This window comes from Lonsdalea britannica, from assembly GCF_002111595.1.
Taxonomy (GTDB): Bacteria; Pseudomonadota; Gammaproteobacteria; order Enterobacterales; family Enterobacteriaceae; genus Lonsdalea; species Lonsdalea britannica.
On record NZ_LUTN01000009.1, the window covers coordinates 36557 to 51744 of the forward strand.

General features: G+C 55.1%; 13 protein-coding genes, 1 tRNA gene and 1 pseudogene. 7 read left to right on the forward strand and 8 right to left on the reverse strand.

All coding sequences use genetic code 11. From position 1 onward, the window contains the following. Positions 1–1593, forward strand: a complete 1593-nt coding sequence (gene yejF / locus AU509_RS09175; RefSeq protein ID WP_094118184.1) for a microcin C ABC transporter ATP-binding protein YejF — start codon at positions 1–3, stop codon at positions 1591–1593. Between the two features lie 26 nt (positions 1594–1619). Here the strand turns inward: yejF and AU509_RS09180 are convergent, their stop codons facing one another. The 3 genes and pseudogenes from AU509_RS09180 to rsuA all read right to left on the reverse strand — a co-directional run bounded on the left by AU509_RS09180 (position 1620) and on the right by rsuA (position 4327). Further along, positions 1620–1964, reverse strand: a complete 345-nt coding sequence (locus tag AU509_RS09180) for a YejG family protein (RefSeq protein ID WP_085652911.1) — start codon at positions 1962–1964, stop codon at positions 1620–1622. A gap of 323 nt (positions 1965–2287) precedes the next feature. Continuing rightward, positions 2288–3420: pseudogene (locus tag AU509_RS09185) on the reverse strand (Bcr/CflA family multidrug efflux MFS transporter). A 208-nt stretch (positions 3421–3628) separates the two neighbouring features. Next, on the reverse strand, positions 3629–4327 hold the full coding sequence (gene rsuA / locus AU509_RS09190) for a 16S rRNA pseudouridine(516) synthase RsuA (RefSeq protein ID WP_085652909.1): 699 nt from the start codon (positions 4325–4327) through the stop codon (positions 3629–3631). A 241-nt stretch (positions 4328–4568) separates the two neighbouring features. Here rsuA and AU509_RS18135 point away from each other — a divergent pair, with 241 nt between their 5' ends. The 3 genes from AU509_RS18135 (at position 4569) to rplY (ending at position 6937) form a co-directional block, all read left to right on the forward strand. Further along, positions 4569–4745, forward strand: coding sequence for a hypothetical protein (locus tag AU509_RS18135; protein WP_176223467.1), 177 nt, complete (start codon positions 4569–4571; stop codon positions 4743–4745). A gap of 2 nt (positions 4746–4747) precedes the next feature. Beyond that, a complete protein-coding gene (locus tag AU509_RS09195) occupies positions 4748–6508 on the forward strand; it encodes a DEAD/DEAH box helicase (protein WP_085652908.1) in 1761 nt (586 codons plus the stop codon). A 138-nt stretch (positions 6509–6646) separates the two neighbouring features. Continuing rightward, positions 6647–6937 carry a 50S ribosomal protein L25 gene (gene rplY / locus AU509_RS09200; RefSeq protein WP_085652907.1) on the forward strand — a complete coding sequence of 97 codons (291 nt, stop codon included), beginning with the start codon at positions 6647–6649 and terminating at the stop codon, positions 6935–6937. Positions 6938–6962: 25 nt separating this feature from the next. Here the strand turns inward: rplY and AU509_RS18140 are convergent, their stop codons facing one another. The 5 genes from AU509_RS18140 to yejK all read right to left on the reverse strand — a co-directional run bounded on the left by AU509_RS18140 (position 6963) and on the right by yejK (position 12287). Next, on the reverse strand, positions 6963–7157 hold the full coding sequence (locus AU509_RS18140; RefSeq protein WP_176223468.1) for a hypothetical protein: 195 nt from the start codon (positions 7155–7157) through the stop codon (positions 6963–6965). Positions 7158–7267: 110 nt separating this feature from the next. Continuing rightward, entirely contained in the window at positions 7268–8488 is a 1221-nt protein-coding gene (locus tag AU509_RS09210) for an L-lactate MFS transporter (RefSeq protein ID WP_085652906.1), read from the reverse strand. Positions 8489–8624: 136 nt separating this feature from the next. After that, positions 8625–9359, reverse strand: coding sequence for a LytR/AlgR family response regulator transcription factor (locus AU509_RS09215; protein ID WP_085652905.1), 735 nt, complete (start codon positions 9357–9359; stop codon positions 8625–8627). Between the two features lie 22 nt (positions 9360–9381). Then, positions 9382–11124: a sensor histidine kinase gene (locus AU509_RS09220; protein ID WP_276330732.1), complete on the reverse strand. Its 1743-nt coding sequence runs from the start codon at positions 11122–11124 to the stop codon at positions 9382–9384. A 149-nt stretch (positions 11125–11273) separates the two neighbouring features. Then, positions 11274–12287, reverse strand: coding sequence for a nucleoid-associated protein YejK (gene yejK / locus AU509_RS09225; RefSeq protein WP_094118186.1), 1014 nt, complete (start codon positions 12285–12287; stop codon positions 11274–11276). A gap of 177 nt (positions 12288–12464) precedes the next feature. Between yejK and AU509_RS09230 the strand changes: the two genes are divergently transcribed. The 3 genes from AU509_RS09230 (at position 12465) to AU509_RS09240 (ending at position 14615) form a co-directional block, all read left to right on the forward strand. After that, a complete protein-coding gene (locus AU509_RS09230; protein ID WP_085652903.1) occupies positions 12465–12692 on the forward strand; it encodes a YejL family protein in 228 nt (75 codons plus the stop codon). A 13-nt stretch (positions 12693–12705) separates the two neighbouring features. Continuing rightward, positions 12706–14460, forward strand: a complete 1755-nt coding sequence (yejM, locus tag AU509_RS09235; protein ID WP_085652902.1) for an LPS biosynthesis-modulating metalloenzyme YejM — start codon at positions 12706–12708, stop codon at positions 14458–14460. Between the two features lie 78 nt (positions 14461–14538). Then, a tRNA-Pro gene (locus AU509_RS09240) sits at positions 14539–14615 on the forward strand. Positions 14616–15188 lie beyond the last annotated feature (573 nt).

A 15188-nucleotide genomic window follows, 5' to 3' on the forward strand; every position in this document is an offset into this window, starting at 1 on the left:
ATGACCACGACCCCGCTGTTACAGATCAAGGATCTCAGCATCGCCTTCCAGCGCGGTGATGCCGAAAGGCGCGTGGTGGACGGCGTGTCCTTCGATATTCACGCGGGCGAAACGCTCGCGCTGGTCGGCGAGTCCGGCTCTGGAAAAAGCGTGACGGCGCTGTCGATTTTGCGCCTGCTGCCTTCCCCGCCGGCGCGCTATCCTGAGGGCGATATTCTGTTCGACGGTCAATCCCTGCTGCATGCGCGGGAAGAAACGCTAAGGCGGTTGCGCGGCAATCGTATCGCCATGATTTTTCAGGAGCCGATGGTATCGCTCAATCCGTTGCAAAGCGTGGAAAAGCAGTTGGCGGAAGTGATGGCGCTACATCGGGGAATGCGTCGGGAAGCCGCGCGCGGCGAGATCGTCGAGTGTCTGGAACGCGTCGGCATTCGGCAGGCGAAATCCCGACTGGCGGACTACCCGCATCAACTGTCGGGCGGAGAGCGTCAACGCATCATGATCGCGATGGCGCTGCTCACCCAGCCCGATTTGCTGATTGCCGACGAGCCTACCACGGCGCTGGATGTCACCGTGCAGGCGCAAATCCTGACCCTGCTGGCGGAGTTAAAACAGGAGCTGGGAATGAGCTTGCTGTTTATCACCCATAACCTGAACATCGTCCGGCGACTGGCGGACAACATCGCCGTGATGCAAAACGGCCAATGCGTTGAACTGAATCAGGCGGCCGCGCTGCTGACGTCTCCTCAACATCCTTATACGCGCCGACTGCTGGACTCGGAGCCGACCGGGTCGCCCCCCACGCTGACGACGGAGCCTTCGCCGCTGTTGGAAGTCAAGCACCTGAGCGTCAGCTTCCCGGTCAAACGCGGGCTACTACAGCGTAAAACGGCAAAAAAACAGGTGGTGCAGGACATTAGCTTTACGCTGCGACGGGGGGAAAGTCTGGGATTGGTCGGCGAATCCGGCTCCGGCAAAAGCACCACGGGATTGGCGTTGCTGCGACTGCTGGCCTCTCAAGGGGAAATTTGGTTCGATGGTCAGCCGCTGCATGAGTTCGGCCGCCGTCAAATGCTGCCGATGCGTCAACGCATTCAGGTGGTTTTTCAGGACCCCAACTCCTCCCTGAATCCGCGCCTGAATGTGGAGCAGATTATTGCCGAAGGACTCACCGTGCATGCCAAAATGACGCCTGCAGAGCGCGAAGCGCGGGTCGTCGCCACGCTTCTGGAAGTGGGGCTTGACCCGGACAGCCGTCATCGCTACCCGTCTGAGTTTTCCGGCGGCCAGCGCCAGCGGATCGCCATTGCCCGCGCGCTGATCCTGCAGCCTGAACTACTGATTCTGGATGAACCGACGTCGTCGCTTGACCGCACCGTACAGGCGCAGATATTGACGTTATTGCAGGCGCTACAACGCAAACATGGGCTCGCTTATGTATTTATCAGTCATGACTTGCAGGTAGTGCGCACGCTCTGCCATCAGGTAATCGTGCTGCAACAGGGTCGGGTCGTGGAGCAGGGAGAGTGCCAGGAAGTCTTTACTCAGCCACAGCAGCCCTACACGCGTGAGCTACTGCACTTATCGATGTGAGAGCAACCCGGCCTGCGGGTTGCCATTCAGAAGGGATATTGCGCGCTAATGGGCTCGGCAATCGCCACGCCCAGATTTTTCAGTCGACATAAGGCGGCGCTTTCATCCTGACGGTGCAGAAACAGGCAGGACTCCCCTTCCCATTCCAGCACGCTGCACTCCACCTGGATTTCGTCCAGCGATCGTTTCAGCTGCGGCATAATACGACGAGCATCTTCTTCATCATGACTTAACATCTTGAATCCGATGAGGTTATCGTCATCTTCGCTGCCGTTGAGGGGGATCGGTTCTACACGGATACCCGTGCAACCGGTTAACCAACGGTAACTTTGCGGCAAACGATGAACCACCGAAAGTTGAAGACTATTCACAGCTGTTTTCCTCGGTTAAGCAAAAATGCAAATTTACAAAATAACAACATAATAAAAACATCGTTGACGCGGGCTTCCTGCCTGTCATCAGCCCTACGCTATGGCGCTCTCGGCGGTAAAACCACCCGGCCACCTGTTCGTGATAACCCATTCTGGCGGTTATATTTTGTTAAGGCGATCACGAATGAGGGGTAATTTTTGTTATATGTAACCTTTTACCCCCTATATCTCAACCGTTATTTTCATATTATTCACTTTTTAGAGCAAAATATTCACATTTAAGGAACATTCATGCTTCTTTGTTGTGGCATGTTGCGATCGACTCAAGCTCGACGAGGCCGGTTGGCATAGAAATAAAGCGCCAATGCGCCCGCCGAACACACCACCATACTGATCACCATCGGCCAGGCCGTATGGAACGCCGCCACCGACAGCGCAACGCCGACCAGCGACCCCAATCCGAAACGCAACGTCCCTGCGACGGACGAGGCTGTCCCCGCCATATGCGGAAAATCGCCCAGCACCACGGCCAGCGCATTTGAGGCGACCGTCGCCACGCAGCCGACATAAACGGCCACCCCGACAACCAGCGGCAGAAACCCCAGATGCAGGGCGCAAACCGCCACCAGAAAGATCCCCATGACAAACTGAATCAGAATGCCCAGGCGGAACATGAATAAGGCCCCCATTCTCGACACGATGCGGCTGTTCAACAACGTCATCAGGAACAGGAAGATAATGTTAAGCGCAAAATAGTAACCGAAATTCTGCGGCGACACGCCGTTGAGATCGATGTACACGAATGGTCCCGCGCTGAGAAACGAGAACATACCGGCGAACGACAGGCCGCTGGCGAGCATATAACTCATCACCCGACGATGGCGGAACAGCAGCACAAAGTTGTTCAGCGTCGTTTGCAGATTGAACCGCTGTCGACGTTCAGGCGGCAGCGACTCCCGCACATATTTCCAGACCAACACCGAGGTCAGAAGCGAGGCGGCGGCGATCGTCCAGAAAATGGCATGCCAGTTCAACCAAAACAGCAGCGCGCCGCCTAAAATAGGCGCCAGCAGAGGGGCGACGGTCATGACTAAAATGACGAACGACATCATCCGCGAGAACTCCTCCTTGGAGAACATATCCCGCATCAGCGCATTGATGACCACACTCGCGGACGCTGCGGACAGGCCGTGGAGAAAACGCATCGCCACCAGCTGTTCCACCGATTGCGAAAGCGCGCAGGCGACAGCGGCGACCGTGAACATGATCACGCCCCCGAGAATGACCGGGCGGCGTCCGACGCTGTCCGACATCGGGCCGTAGAAAATCTGCCGATGGCGAAACCAAAAATGTAGGCGCTAAGCGTCATCTGCACGCGTCCGGCGTCTACGTCAAACTCTTTGGCGATAACCGGGAGCGCAGGCAAATACATGTCGATGGCGAGCGGCATCAGCATGGAGATCAGGCCCAGAATGACGATCAGACCAACGCGGGACGGTAGTTGAGCTTGCACTGAAAATCATTCTCCTGATAGACAACACGATCCCACGACGACGGCGCGCGTGGCCCCGCACTTTTTCACCGACGGCCCGGACGCAACGACTGACGAAACGCTGAACTGAGCGGGCCGCCGCCCATAACGACAACGGCCTGCCCGGAGACGACTACAGCCCGACGCTGGCCACTTCTTCCGGCGTCAGAGGACGATACTCGCCCTCTTCCAGCGAGTCGTCCAGAACGATACCGCCAATACGCTCCCGGTGAAGGGCCACGACATGGTTACCCACCGCGGCGAACATGCGTTTCACCTGATGGTAGCGACCTTCGCTGATGGTCAGGCGTACCTGCTGATCATCGACCTTTTCCAATGTGGCGGGCAGCGTCAGACTTTTTTCATTATTCAGCTGGATCCCGGCGGCGAACTGCGCGGCCGTCTCTGGATGTAACGGCTGTTCCAGCGTCACCAGATAGGTTTTCTCGCAGTGGTGTTTGGGCGAGGTGATGCGATGAGACCACTGCCCGTCATCCGTCAACAGCACCAGTCCGCTGGTATCAATATCCAGACGGCCTGCAGCGTGAAGCTTGTGCGCCATTGGTTCATCCATAAAGTATAGAATAGTTGGGTGGTCCGGATCGTCTGTAGAACAGACATAGCCCTGCGGCTTATGCAGCATGAAATAGCGCGGCCCATGCTGTTGTTCGAGGGGACGACCGTCAAACTCGACGATCTGGTCCGGCAACAGCTTGAAAGAGCCGGTTTTGACGACTTCGCCATCTACAGTGACTCGCTGAGCGCGAAGTTCACGCGCTACCAGAGAACGGCTGAGTCCCAACTGCTGAGATAAAAATTTGTCCAATCGCATTAACGGTTTACTGCCTATATTGCATATGTGGCTGGTCAGGGCTTGGCCCTGCGTGCAGGAGCGAGTCATCGTGTCGCTATGTTCGCCGCGCCGACCGCAAATGCTTGCTGATTGACCGGCTCAACGCCTACCGTTGCTCGCTCCTATCCTGAGTAATAGGCATAATAGAAGCAATTTCGCTGCTGTCCAAGCGGCGGAACCCTTCTCAATGGTGGTGTGCATATTCCAAAGGAGCCTTATTATGTCATCAATTCAGGGTGATGAAGTACTACAAATGATGATACCAACCGAGCACCACGCCAAGAAAACGCCATTGCGCTCCCACGTTGCCGTCGCTTTCCATCAAAGCGTCCGCCTTGATGCCGACGCGCGAAAAGCGGAGTCCATCCTGTCGTTAACTGCCTTGCTCTATCGCTAACTATGTCGTTTACGCTACGTCCCTACCAGCGCGAGGCCGTTGACGCCACGCTAAACTATTTTCGTCATCACGCCTCGCACGCCGTGATCGTTCTTCCTACCGGCGCGGGCAAAAGTCTGGTGATTGCCGAGCTGGCGCGACTGGCGCGCGGACGCGTGCTGGTCCTGGCGCACGTCAAAGAGCTGGTCGAGCAAAACCACGCAAAGTATCGGGCGCTGGGACTGGAAGCCGATATCTTTTCCGCCGGACTGGGACAACGTCAAAGTCAGGGCAAAGTGGTCTTTGGCAGCGTTCAATCCGTCGCTCGCCATATGACGCACTTCGATCAGGCTTTTTCATTGCTGATTGTCGATGAGTGTCACCGGATCGGAGACGCGGATGACAGCCAATACCGTCAGATTCTGCGCCATCTGCAGAGCGTCAATCCCCGGCTGCGACTACTGGGCCTGACCGCGACGCCTTATCGGCTCGGCAAGGGGTGGATCTATCAATACCACTATCATGGGATGGTGCGAGGAGACGAAACCTGTCTGTTTCGCGACTGTATCTATGAGCTGCCGCTGCGTTACATGATTAAACACGGTTTTCTGGTGCCGCCGGACCGTCTGGATATGCCGGTGATTCAGTACGACTTCAGCAAACTGAAAGTACAGAGTCACGGGCTGTTCAGCGAAGCCGACCTGAACCGGGAACTGAAGCGTCAGAAACGCGTCACGCCGCAAATTATCCGTCAGGTTCAGGACTACGGAGCTGACCGGAAAGGCGTGATGATCTTCGCCGCCACGGTGGAACACGCCACTGAAATCACCCGCCTGCTGCCGGAGGGCGAAGCGGCGCTCATCAGCGGTGAAACGCCGCCCGGAGATCGCGATGCCCTGATTGCGGCGTTCAAACAACAGAAGCTGCGCTATCTGGTCAACGTTTCCGTGCTGACGACCGGCTTTGACGCGCCGCATGTCGATCTGATCGCTATCTTGCGCCCCACCGAATCTGTCAGCCTGTATCAGCAAATTGTCGGGCGCGGTTTGCGTCTCTCTCCGGGCAAAACCGACTGTCTGATTTTGGACTACGCGGGCAATCCCTTCGACCTCTTCACGCCGGAAGTCGGCGCGAGCAAGTCGCACGCGGACAGCCAGCCGGTGCAGGTGTTCTGCCCACAGTGCGGCTTTGCCAATCTGTTTTGGGGAAAATGTACGGAAGACGGCACGGTCATCGAACATTTCGGCCGCCGCTGTCAGGGGTTTACCGAAGAGGATGACGGCCGACGCGAGCAGTGCGATTACCGTTTCCGCTTTAAAAGCTGCCCGCACTGCGGCGCCGAAAACGACATTGCCGCCCGTCGCTGCCATCAGTGCGACGCCATACTGGTCGATCCTGACGATATGCTCAAAGCCGCGCTGAAACTCCGTGACGCCCTCGTGCTGCGTTGCAGCGGCATGAGCCTGACGCCGGGAGCGGATAATCAAGGCGACTGGCTGCGCGTCACCTATCACGATGAGGACGGCGCAGAGGTCAATGAGCGCTTTCGGCTGCACACGCCCGCGCAACGAAAGGCCTTTGAGTATGTGTTCCTTCGCGTTCATCAACGCGCGCCCGGCGTCCCATTCGCTTGGAAAACCAGCGCCGACATTCTGCAACAACAGGAGCGCCTGCGCGCGCCCGACTTCGTCGTCGCACGCCAGCAGGGAAAATTCTGGCAAATTCGTGAAAAACTGTTCGATTATCAAGGCCGCTACCGACGCGCCAATGAGCTACGCGGCTGAGTACACGGCGGTTTTATTTGCCCGGAGCGCCATATTCCGCTAGAATTCCGCCCGCTTTTGCTTCGGCATGAGCAGAATCATCCAACCTGTTGCTGGGTCGCCTGTAGCAGGATCACTTTTATATAAGTAGAGAAAGCAATGATTACTATCAACGCAGAAATTCGTAAAGAGCAGGGTAAGGGTGCGAGCCGCCGCCTGCGCATCGCCGGTAAATTCCCCGCTATCGTTTACGGTGGTACGGAAGCGCCGATCGCTATCGAACTGGATCACGATCCGGTTAAAAACCTGGAAGAGCGTACGGGTGAGCCGTTCTACACCGAAGCTCTGACTCTGGTTATCGATGGCAAAGAAACTAAGGTGAAAGTTCAGGCTGTTCAGCGTCACGTGTTCAAACCTAAACTGACTCACATCGACTTCGTTCGCGTTTAATTACGTCTCGAGTCATCCCGCTGTTTCAGCGGATAAAAAACGCCGCCTCGCGGCGTTTTTTTATGCCCCAATCCCACAGCCTCTCCCCGACTTTATCGACTTGTCTTGCCTTGCCTTGCCTTGCCTTGCCTTGCCTTGCCTTGCCTTGCCTTGCCTTGCCTTGCCTTGCCTTGCCTTGCAGGAACCCAGCACCACTCGGAATAGCGTCTGTCAAAAACATCAATGCTCCGCCGCTGACATCAGGCGGCAGCAACACGTTTCAAGTGATGGTTTACGACAGGCACAAAAAAGCCTCCGAATGGAGGCTTTTAGGCATAGGTGATGAAAGACTTAGGCGTTGCTGCTCTGGGTCACCAGCTTCGCTGACTTAGAAGGCGTCGACTTAGGCGGGCGGATCACCAGCGTAATCAGCAGAGAGATGATCGACAGCACGGTGATGGCGATAAAGGTACTCTGGAAACCACCCAGCTGTGCCGCGATAAAGGAGCCTGACAAGGCACCCAGACCGAACCCCTGATAAATCAGACCGTAGTTTTTGCTGTGATGACGCAGACCGAAGAAGTCGCCCACGATCGCCGGGAAGACCGTGATGTTACCCCCGAAGCAGAAGGCGACCGCGCCGGTGCACAGGAAGAAGGTCAGATGATTCATCGGCAGGAAGGCCATGACGGAGACAGAGACCGCGGTGACCAGCAACGTGAAGTTAATCACCCGCAAACGGCCCACTTTGTCGGACAGCGATCCCAGGATCAAACGTCCAGCCGTGTTGCAGATAGCGATGGCGGAGACGGCGTTAGCGGCGGTGACCGCATCCAGACCGACCATTCGGACACCGATATCTTTGGCGATACCAATCAGATACAGACCGCTCATGCAGGCGGTGAAGAACACGACAAACAGCATCCATGACTCTTTGACGGCCAACATCTCGCTAACGGTGAAGTTGATATTGCCCGCGCCGGTCGCATTCGGTGCGCTCGGCTGTACCTGCGCTTCTTTCAGCAGCAGAGACCCCGTCACGATTAGCGCCATCGCCATCATGCCCCACCAGAAGAAAGTCTGGGAGATACCGACATGGCCCAGCAAGGCGCTGTTGATGTATTTGAACAGCAAGCTCCCCGTACCGTAGGCACCGACGGACACGCCAGCGATCACGCCTTTGCGGTTAGGGAACCATTTAATCAGGTTGGACAGCGTCGTGATATAGGCCGTACCGTCCGCGAATCCGACGACTACGCCGACCAACAGCCAGATAGCCGTCAGTGAAGTGACGTAGGCGCTGCACATCAGAGCCAGCCCCAACACCAGACCGGAAATCAACGTCAGTTTACGAATACCGATGCGTTCTTGAATGCGGCCGGCAAACAGGGTGGCGAAAGCGAGGAAGAAGCTGGTGATGGAGAAGGTCGTGGCGACAGAGCCCAGTGACCAATTAAATTTGTCGACCAGAGGCTGGTTATAGAGGCTCCAGGTATAAATAGTTCCCAGACCCATTTGCGCCAGGATAGTCCCTGCCACAATCACTGCACGATTTACCGGTTTGGCGTTCATTCCGGATCCCTCATTAATTTTCTGGTGTTGAAATGAGCAGGTAAAGGCACCTGCTGAATGACACCATTATAAAGAGGAGGCTCATCCTTGAGTTTAGTAAGGGCATGAACGGCTGCGTGGAGGGAATGAACTGCCTTTAAAGGCGCATTAACTGCCGGAACTCTTTAACCTTGCCTCGGCTCACAGGCACCTGGAAATCCAAATCACTGAGTTTGAGGATGTAAGTATTGTTGAACCACGGCTCGATTTCGCGAATTTTACTCAGGTTAACGCAGTAGGAGCGATGGCATCGGAAGAAGTACGCTTCGGGCAGTCGACTACAGAACTCGGTGATGTTCATCGACATCACATACTCGTCTCGTTTGGTGTAGACGAAAGTCAGTTTTTCGTGCGATTCCGCATAGTAGATATCGTGAATATTCGTCACGATAATGCGTTTATCCTTCACCAAGTTGATGGTCATCGGCGCCGACCGCCCCGCCCCGCCTACCGCCGTTGTCGTCTGTTGCTGATGCCATGCCGCCTCGAGCTTTTGAAGCATACTGACGATGCGCGTTTCGTGATACGGCTTCAGGATGTAGTCGAACGCCTCCAGCTCGAATGCTTCGACCGCATGGTTTTTATAGGCGGTGATAAACACGATCAGCGGCTTGTGGGCGAATTGACTGATATTTTTCGCCAACAGCACTCCGTCCAGCGACGGAATATTGATATCCAGAAAAATGACGTCCACCTTGTGGTGCTGAAGGTATTTCAGCACGTCGAGGCCGTCATCAAAGACCCCTTCCACCTCAATCTGACTGTGTTCTTTGATTAGCCAGCTTAGTTCTTGCTGGGCAAGAAATTCATCTTCAACAATAATCGCTTTCACTAAAATATCCTGATGACTCGACTCAGGGAGGGAAGGCTACCGCGCTTTCCGGCAGCGACGCCCCATTTTTACTGATGTAAAACTCGATTTCCGTGCCCGGTTTCAGCTGCCGAATGTGCAGACCGTCACCATACAGCAGCTTGATACGGTGATGCACATTGAGCAGCCCGATTTTATTCCCCGGCATTTCATTTTTGGCGACCCGTTCAATCACTTCATCGCTGATACCGCTGCCGGTATCGCGTACCGCGACGCGAATACGGTCGCCCACTTCCTGAATACTGAGCACCACCACGCCGTTGCCCTTACAGGGACGGACGCCGTGTACGATGGCGTTTTCAATCAGCGGCTGAATCAGCAGACTGGGAATATGACAGCTCACGTCCTCATCAATGTCATAAAGCACCGTCAGCTTATCCCCAAAACGCGCCTGCTCGATGGCAATATAATCTTTGACCTGATAAAGCTCGCTTTTGATATCGATCAGCTCGTCATCGTTGCGTTCCAGGTTGTAACGCAGATAGCGCGACAAATTGATAATCAGCTGACGCGCCGTATCCGGGTTCAGCCGAATCGACGTGGAGATGGCATTCAGCGCGTTGAACAGGAAATGCGGGTTAATTTTGCTCTGTAAGGCCCGCAGCTCCGCCCTATCCGCCATTTCTCTCAGTTGCTCAGCGCGTGACACCTCCAACTGCGTAGAAATAATCTGCGACAACCCGATCGCCATCTCTTTTAATGACCAGGTGATGCGGTAGGCATGGCGGTAATAAATCTTCAGCGTCCCCGTGACCTTGCCCTTTTCCCGCAGCGGAATGACGATCATCGAGTGGATTTCCGGCGTACGATGCGCCTCATCGTTATTTTTAATGATGATTTTTCCGCTTTTCAGCGCCTGGAGCGTGGTCGGGCTGAGGTCGCGATCGCCGCTGTGGTATTTTTCCTCCCCGTAGCCGACGTAAGTCAGCACCTGCTGGGTGTTGGTCATCGCCACCGCATCCGCGTTAATGTCGGTGCGGATGATGTCGCACACCTTACGTAATGACTCGATATTCACATGCCGGAACAGCGGCAGCGTTTTGTTGGCGATATCTAGCGCCAGCTTCGCCTGCCGGGCGGCAATCGCCTCTTTCTCCCCCTCTACGCTGCGGACCAGCATGACGATCAGCCCGATGCTGACAGTGCCGAGGATCATCGGGATCGCAATGTGGGCCACAATGTCCAAGCCTAGCGCAACAGGCCGCGTCCACAGCACCACCAGCAGCATGGTCAGCGTTTCGCACAGCATGCCGCCGACGATACCGATGCTCCAATGCTTGTTGCGGGGAATACGCAGGTGGATCCAGGCGGACATAAATCCTGCCACAATGCTGGTCACCAGACAGGGCACCGACGTGATGCCGTGAATATCGATGAGATAACGGTGTAACCCGGCGATGATACCGGTGGTGATGCCGACCCAAGGGCCGAACAAAATCCCGCCGGACATCACGGCCACCACACGGACATTCACCAGCGATCCATCGACATTAATGCCGGACCAGGTGCTGAACAGCGCGAACATGGAAAAAATCGCCGTGACGACGAACAGGTCGAACGGCGAATGTTCATCCTGCTGCAACAACTGCCGGAAATGGCGCGTTCGGGTCAGGAAAAAGAGGCAAATCAGCATCAAAGCGGCACGATCGTACACCGCCAGCAGCATATTGAGGTTAGATTGCACGGGAATCTCACGCCATGAAAACGGATGCAGAATCGTCATCATAAGTCAGTCAGCATCCGGGTGACAAATACCATTAAAATACCAGGCACGACGCCGCGCCTGTCGCTGAACCCAAGGGGAACGGCGCTTTCAGGAAAGGCGATAAGTCTCAACGGCGAAAGCGGAACACGCCCCGCCGTCATTCGGTTACGTTAGCGATCGCCGCCGCCGCTCAGTCGTCGCTGCAGCTGGTCACGCAGGTTGGGTGGCGTACCTTTGATGGTCAGCGTATCGGTCGCCGCATCCCAGAAGATGCGTTCGCCCAAAAGCATCGCGTCGAAATTGAGGCTCAGACCGCCGCCGCTACCGGCGAACTTGGTCAACTGACGCAGCGTACTGCGATCCGCCGGGAAGCTCTCCGCCAACTCGTAGCCCTGTTCCGTCGTGAAGGCTTCCAACGTTTTGTCGCCCAGAGGCGGCAGTTCCTGCGACAGGGAAGACAGTTCGATCTCTTCTCCAGCCTGGAGCTGTTCGTTGCAGTAGCTGTAAACCTGCTGACGGTATTCCTGACGCTCGTTCTTATCCAGCGCCGCTTCAGCACAGTACTCATCGACCGCTTTCAGCAAACCGCGGTTCTGCGCCTTGGTGTCCAGCCCTTCCGCCGCGCCCAGGAAATCCATAAAGAAGTCGGAGACTTTACGTCCCACCCTGCCTTTAAGAAACGTCAGATAGCGTGTGGATTCGGGGTTGGTATCCCATTCCGTCAAATCGATGCGGGCCACGATGTCGGCGTGGTTGATGTCCAAATAGTGGGTGTTGCTGATGTCCAGCTGCTCGTTGACGCGCAGGCTGCTGCAGCTGTTCAGGACAGTTACCAGCAGATACTCCACCGCCAGATAACGGTACTGGCAAAACAGCACGATGCCGCCGTCCGCAAACGGATACTTCGCCAGTTCGTCGCGCAAACGGCCCGTCGCCGCGCGGGTAAATGCCAGGAAGTCCTCATCGCCTTTGCGACAGGCCCGCAGCGCATCCGCCAGCTCGCTTTGCTCGTTAAACACACCGTAAGCTTTGTTTTTCGCGCTGTATACCCGGTGCAATTCGGCCATCATTTCATTTACGGCGTCGTTGGGGGTCAGCAACGAATCGCGGAGCACTAAATCCAACGTTTGCTCATCGCGCTTGATTAACTGATGCAGGGCAATCTGGTCGATATCCAGACTCATGTTAGACTCTCCTCTTAGCAAGGTGCGTATTCAAGCACCTCAGCGTAGTTGCTGCAACCTTATCCGCCGTGGTCGCATCGTCCCGCCACTGACATTGTCTAAAGCAATAAAAGTGCGGAAAACGGTGCCTCTATACGGTAATATGTTCGACTTTAACCGTCTGAGAATCACCATTTTATGCCACAATCATCCCGTTATAGTGACGAACAAGTTGAACAACTGCTGTCAGATTTGGTCAATATTCTGGAAAAACATCGCGCACCGACCGATCTTGCTTTGATGGTGCTGGGAAACATGGTCACAAACCTGCTGAATACCAGCGTCGCTCCGGCCCAACGCCAACTGCTGGCGCGTTCCTTTGCCGAAGCGCTGCAGTCTTCGGTAAAAGCTGACAACACACACTGATGCCGATCTCTTTATGGTAACCAACCGCCCGCGCTACCGCGAAAAAGTCTCCCAGATGATTAGTTGGGGACACTGGTTTGCTCTTTTCAATATTCTCCTCAGTCTGGGACTGGGTAGCCGCTATCTGTTTGTTGCCGACTGGCCTGCCTCGCTGACTGGGCGCATTTATGCGCTGGTGAGCTGGCTGGGCCATTTTAGCTTTATCGGGTTTGCGATATACCTGCTGATTCTCTTCCCGCTCACGTTTTTCGTGATGTCGCAGCGCTTGCTGCGCGTGATTTCCGCGGTGGTGGCGACAGCGGGATTGACGTTGCTTATCGTAGACTCCGCCGTATTTACCCGCTTCCATCTGCATCTCAATCTCACGGTATGGGAGCTGGTCACCAACCCGGACCAGAGCGAAACGGCCCGTGACTGGCAGCTGTTATTTATCAGCGTGCCCATCATTTTCATGGTCGAAATGCTGTTCGGCACCTGGAGCTGGCAGAAGCTGCGCAGTCTGAACCGGCGCAGTTTTGGGAAGCCCCTTGCCGGGGTCTTCATCGCCGCCTTCTGCGCCTCCCATCTGATGTACATTTGGGCCGATGCCAATTTCTACCGGGCGATCACCATGCAGCGTTCTAACCTGCCGCTGTCTTACCCGATGACGGCTCGCCGTTTTCTGGAGAAGCATGGCTTGCTTGACGCGCAGGAATACCAGCGTCGACTTACGCAGCAGGGGAATCCCGAAGCGTTGTCCGTCGAGTATCCGCTGAACGACATCACCTTCCGCGACGCGGGCAGCGGCTACAATCTGCTGTTGGTGGTGGTCGACAGCTTGCCGGAGAACACGCCGCAGGCAATGCCTAATCTGGCGCGTTTCGCGGAAGAAAACGTCCGCTTTAGCCATCATCTTAGCGCGGGCAGCGAACCCAATGCAGGACTGCTCAACCTCTTTTATGGCATCTCCAGTACGTATATGGACGGCATTCTGGCCAGCAGCAAGCCATCGGCGCTGATCGGTGCGCTTGGGCAGCAGGGTTACCAGTTCAGTCTGTTCTCATCGTCGGGTTTCGGCAGTCCGCTTTATCGACAGGCTCTGCTCTCTGACTTCTCGTTGCCGGAAGCCGCTCCGCAAAGCACTGACGCGATCGCGACTCAATGGCTGAAATGGCTGGACGGACACCCGTCAGGCGCCCGTTGGTTCTCTTACGTTGAATTGAATCATAACGTCAACACGAATCAATCGACGTCCGAGCAGCAGCGCCGCTATCGTCAGGATAACGCGACGCTGGATCGACAGATTGCGCGGATGCTCGATGGCTTACGCGACAAGAACCAGCTGGATAACACCGTCGTCGTCGTAACTGCCGCTCAGAGCACGCCCGCTAACCTGATGGATAATATGCCGATGCCAATGGCGCGTTCGCTTTATCAGGTGCCATTGGTGGTTCACTGGCCGGGTACGCCAGCGCAGACCATCAGCAAGATGACGGACCATAAGGACGTCATGACAACTCTGATGCAGCGTTTGCTGCACGTACAGACCCCAGCGAAAGATTTCTCTCAAGGCGAAGACCTGTTTACGGCAGAAAGACGCAACGCCTGGCTGACTAACGGCAGCGACGATTTGCTGTCTATTACGACGCCGGAACACATTATTTTGCTGGGTACGCACGGCAGCTACCGAACCTTCGATCAGGAAGGTCGCGAGCTGACCTCAGAGAAACCGGAATTGGGTCTGCTGTTGCAGGTGTTAACGGACGAAAGGCGATTCATAGCCAACTAACTGCCTAAATCTAAAGCAGTCGTGACGTTCAGCTATTGCATTCAGATCTGGAAACGGTAATATGTGCCTCCACAACGTCGGCACGTAGCGCAGCTTGGTAGCGCACCGTCATGGGGTGTCGGGGGTCGGAGGTTCGAATCCTCTCGTGCCGACCAAAAATCCCTAAAAAAACCAACCTCTTACGGTTGGTTTTTTTTCGCCTGAAATTTGCCTATGGTAAAACTATGGTAAAATGATGGTAAAATTCACCGACGGTTTTACCCCTCAGCGGTTGATTTTGCACCGCGCCTGCGAGCGTTAGCTAACGGAATTCTTCTGGCTTTGCCGCCAACCCCAAAGTGCCTCTTCAAGATGTTCACGCCTCATCCTGATTGACTTCGTGCCAGCTTTGCGAGGTGATGAGTATCATGGCAAGACACGCTGTAAAAACGAAGCTTGTTGTCATCTCCAGTAAACCGTTTTTTAGATAGAAAAGAACCGATAAAAGTGAGGCCGCAACACGATTAAATCAGTCTATGACTTATATCCTTAATATTCATGCAAACGGATGTTCAAAAAACCGCTTTCAGTGGATATAGAGGAAGTGAAAAAAAGATACATTCATATGTCGTTGAACAACCCGCAATTTATTAAATTAGCGACTTCTATGTTTACATCGCTAATTTCACGTATCGGTGACTTAGCTTCTGCATTGAAAACGCATAGCTCAGCACGTTTTGAGGCATCGC

What these genes read in the sequence shown, in the direction of transcription:
- AU509_RS09230 (WP_085652903.1), top strand. Translation starts at nt 12,465, where the DNA reads ATGCCACAATCATCCCGTTATAGTGACGAACAAGTTGAACAACTGCTG.
- yejK (WP_094118186.1), bottom strand. Translation starts at nt 12,287, where the DNA reads ATGAGTCTGGATATCGACCAGATTGCCCTGCATCAGTTAATCAAGCGC.
- yejF (WP_094118184.1), top strand. Translation starts at nt 1, where the DNA reads ATGACCACGACCCCGCTGTTACAGATCAAGGATCTCAGCATCGCCTTC.
- AU509_RS18140 (WP_176223468.1), bottom strand. Translation starts at nt 7,157, where the DNA reads ATGTTTTTGACAGACGCTATTCCGAGTGGTGCTGGGTTCCTGCAAGGC.
- AU509_RS18135 (WP_176223467.1), top strand. Translation starts at nt 4,569, where the DNA reads ATGTCATCAATTCAGGGTGATGAAGTACTACAAATGATGATACCAACC.
- AU509_RS09220 (WP_276330732.1), bottom strand. Translation starts at nt 11,124, where the DNA reads ATGATGACGATTCTGCATCCGTTTTCATGGCGTGAGATTCCCGTGCAA.
- rsuA (WP_085652909.1), bottom strand. Translation starts at nt 4,327, where the DNA reads ATGCGATTGGACAAATTTTTATCTCAGCAGTTGGGACTCAGCCGTTCT.
- yejM (WP_085652902.1), top strand. Translation starts at nt 12,706, where the DNA reads ATGGTAACCAACCGCCCGCGCTACCGCGAAAAAGTCTCCCAGATGATT.
- rplY (WP_085652907.1), top strand. Translation starts at nt 6,647, where the DNA reads ATGATTACTATCAACGCAGAAATTCGTAAAGAGCAGGGTAAGGGTGCG.
- AU509_RS09210 (WP_085652906.1), bottom strand. Translation starts at nt 8,488, where the DNA reads ATGAACGCCAAACCGGTAAATCGTGCAGTGATTGTGGCAGGGACTATC.
- AU509_RS09195 (WP_085652908.1), top strand. Translation starts at nt 4,748, where the DNA reads ATGTCGTTTACGCTACGTCCCTACCAGCGCGAGGCCGTTGACGCCACG.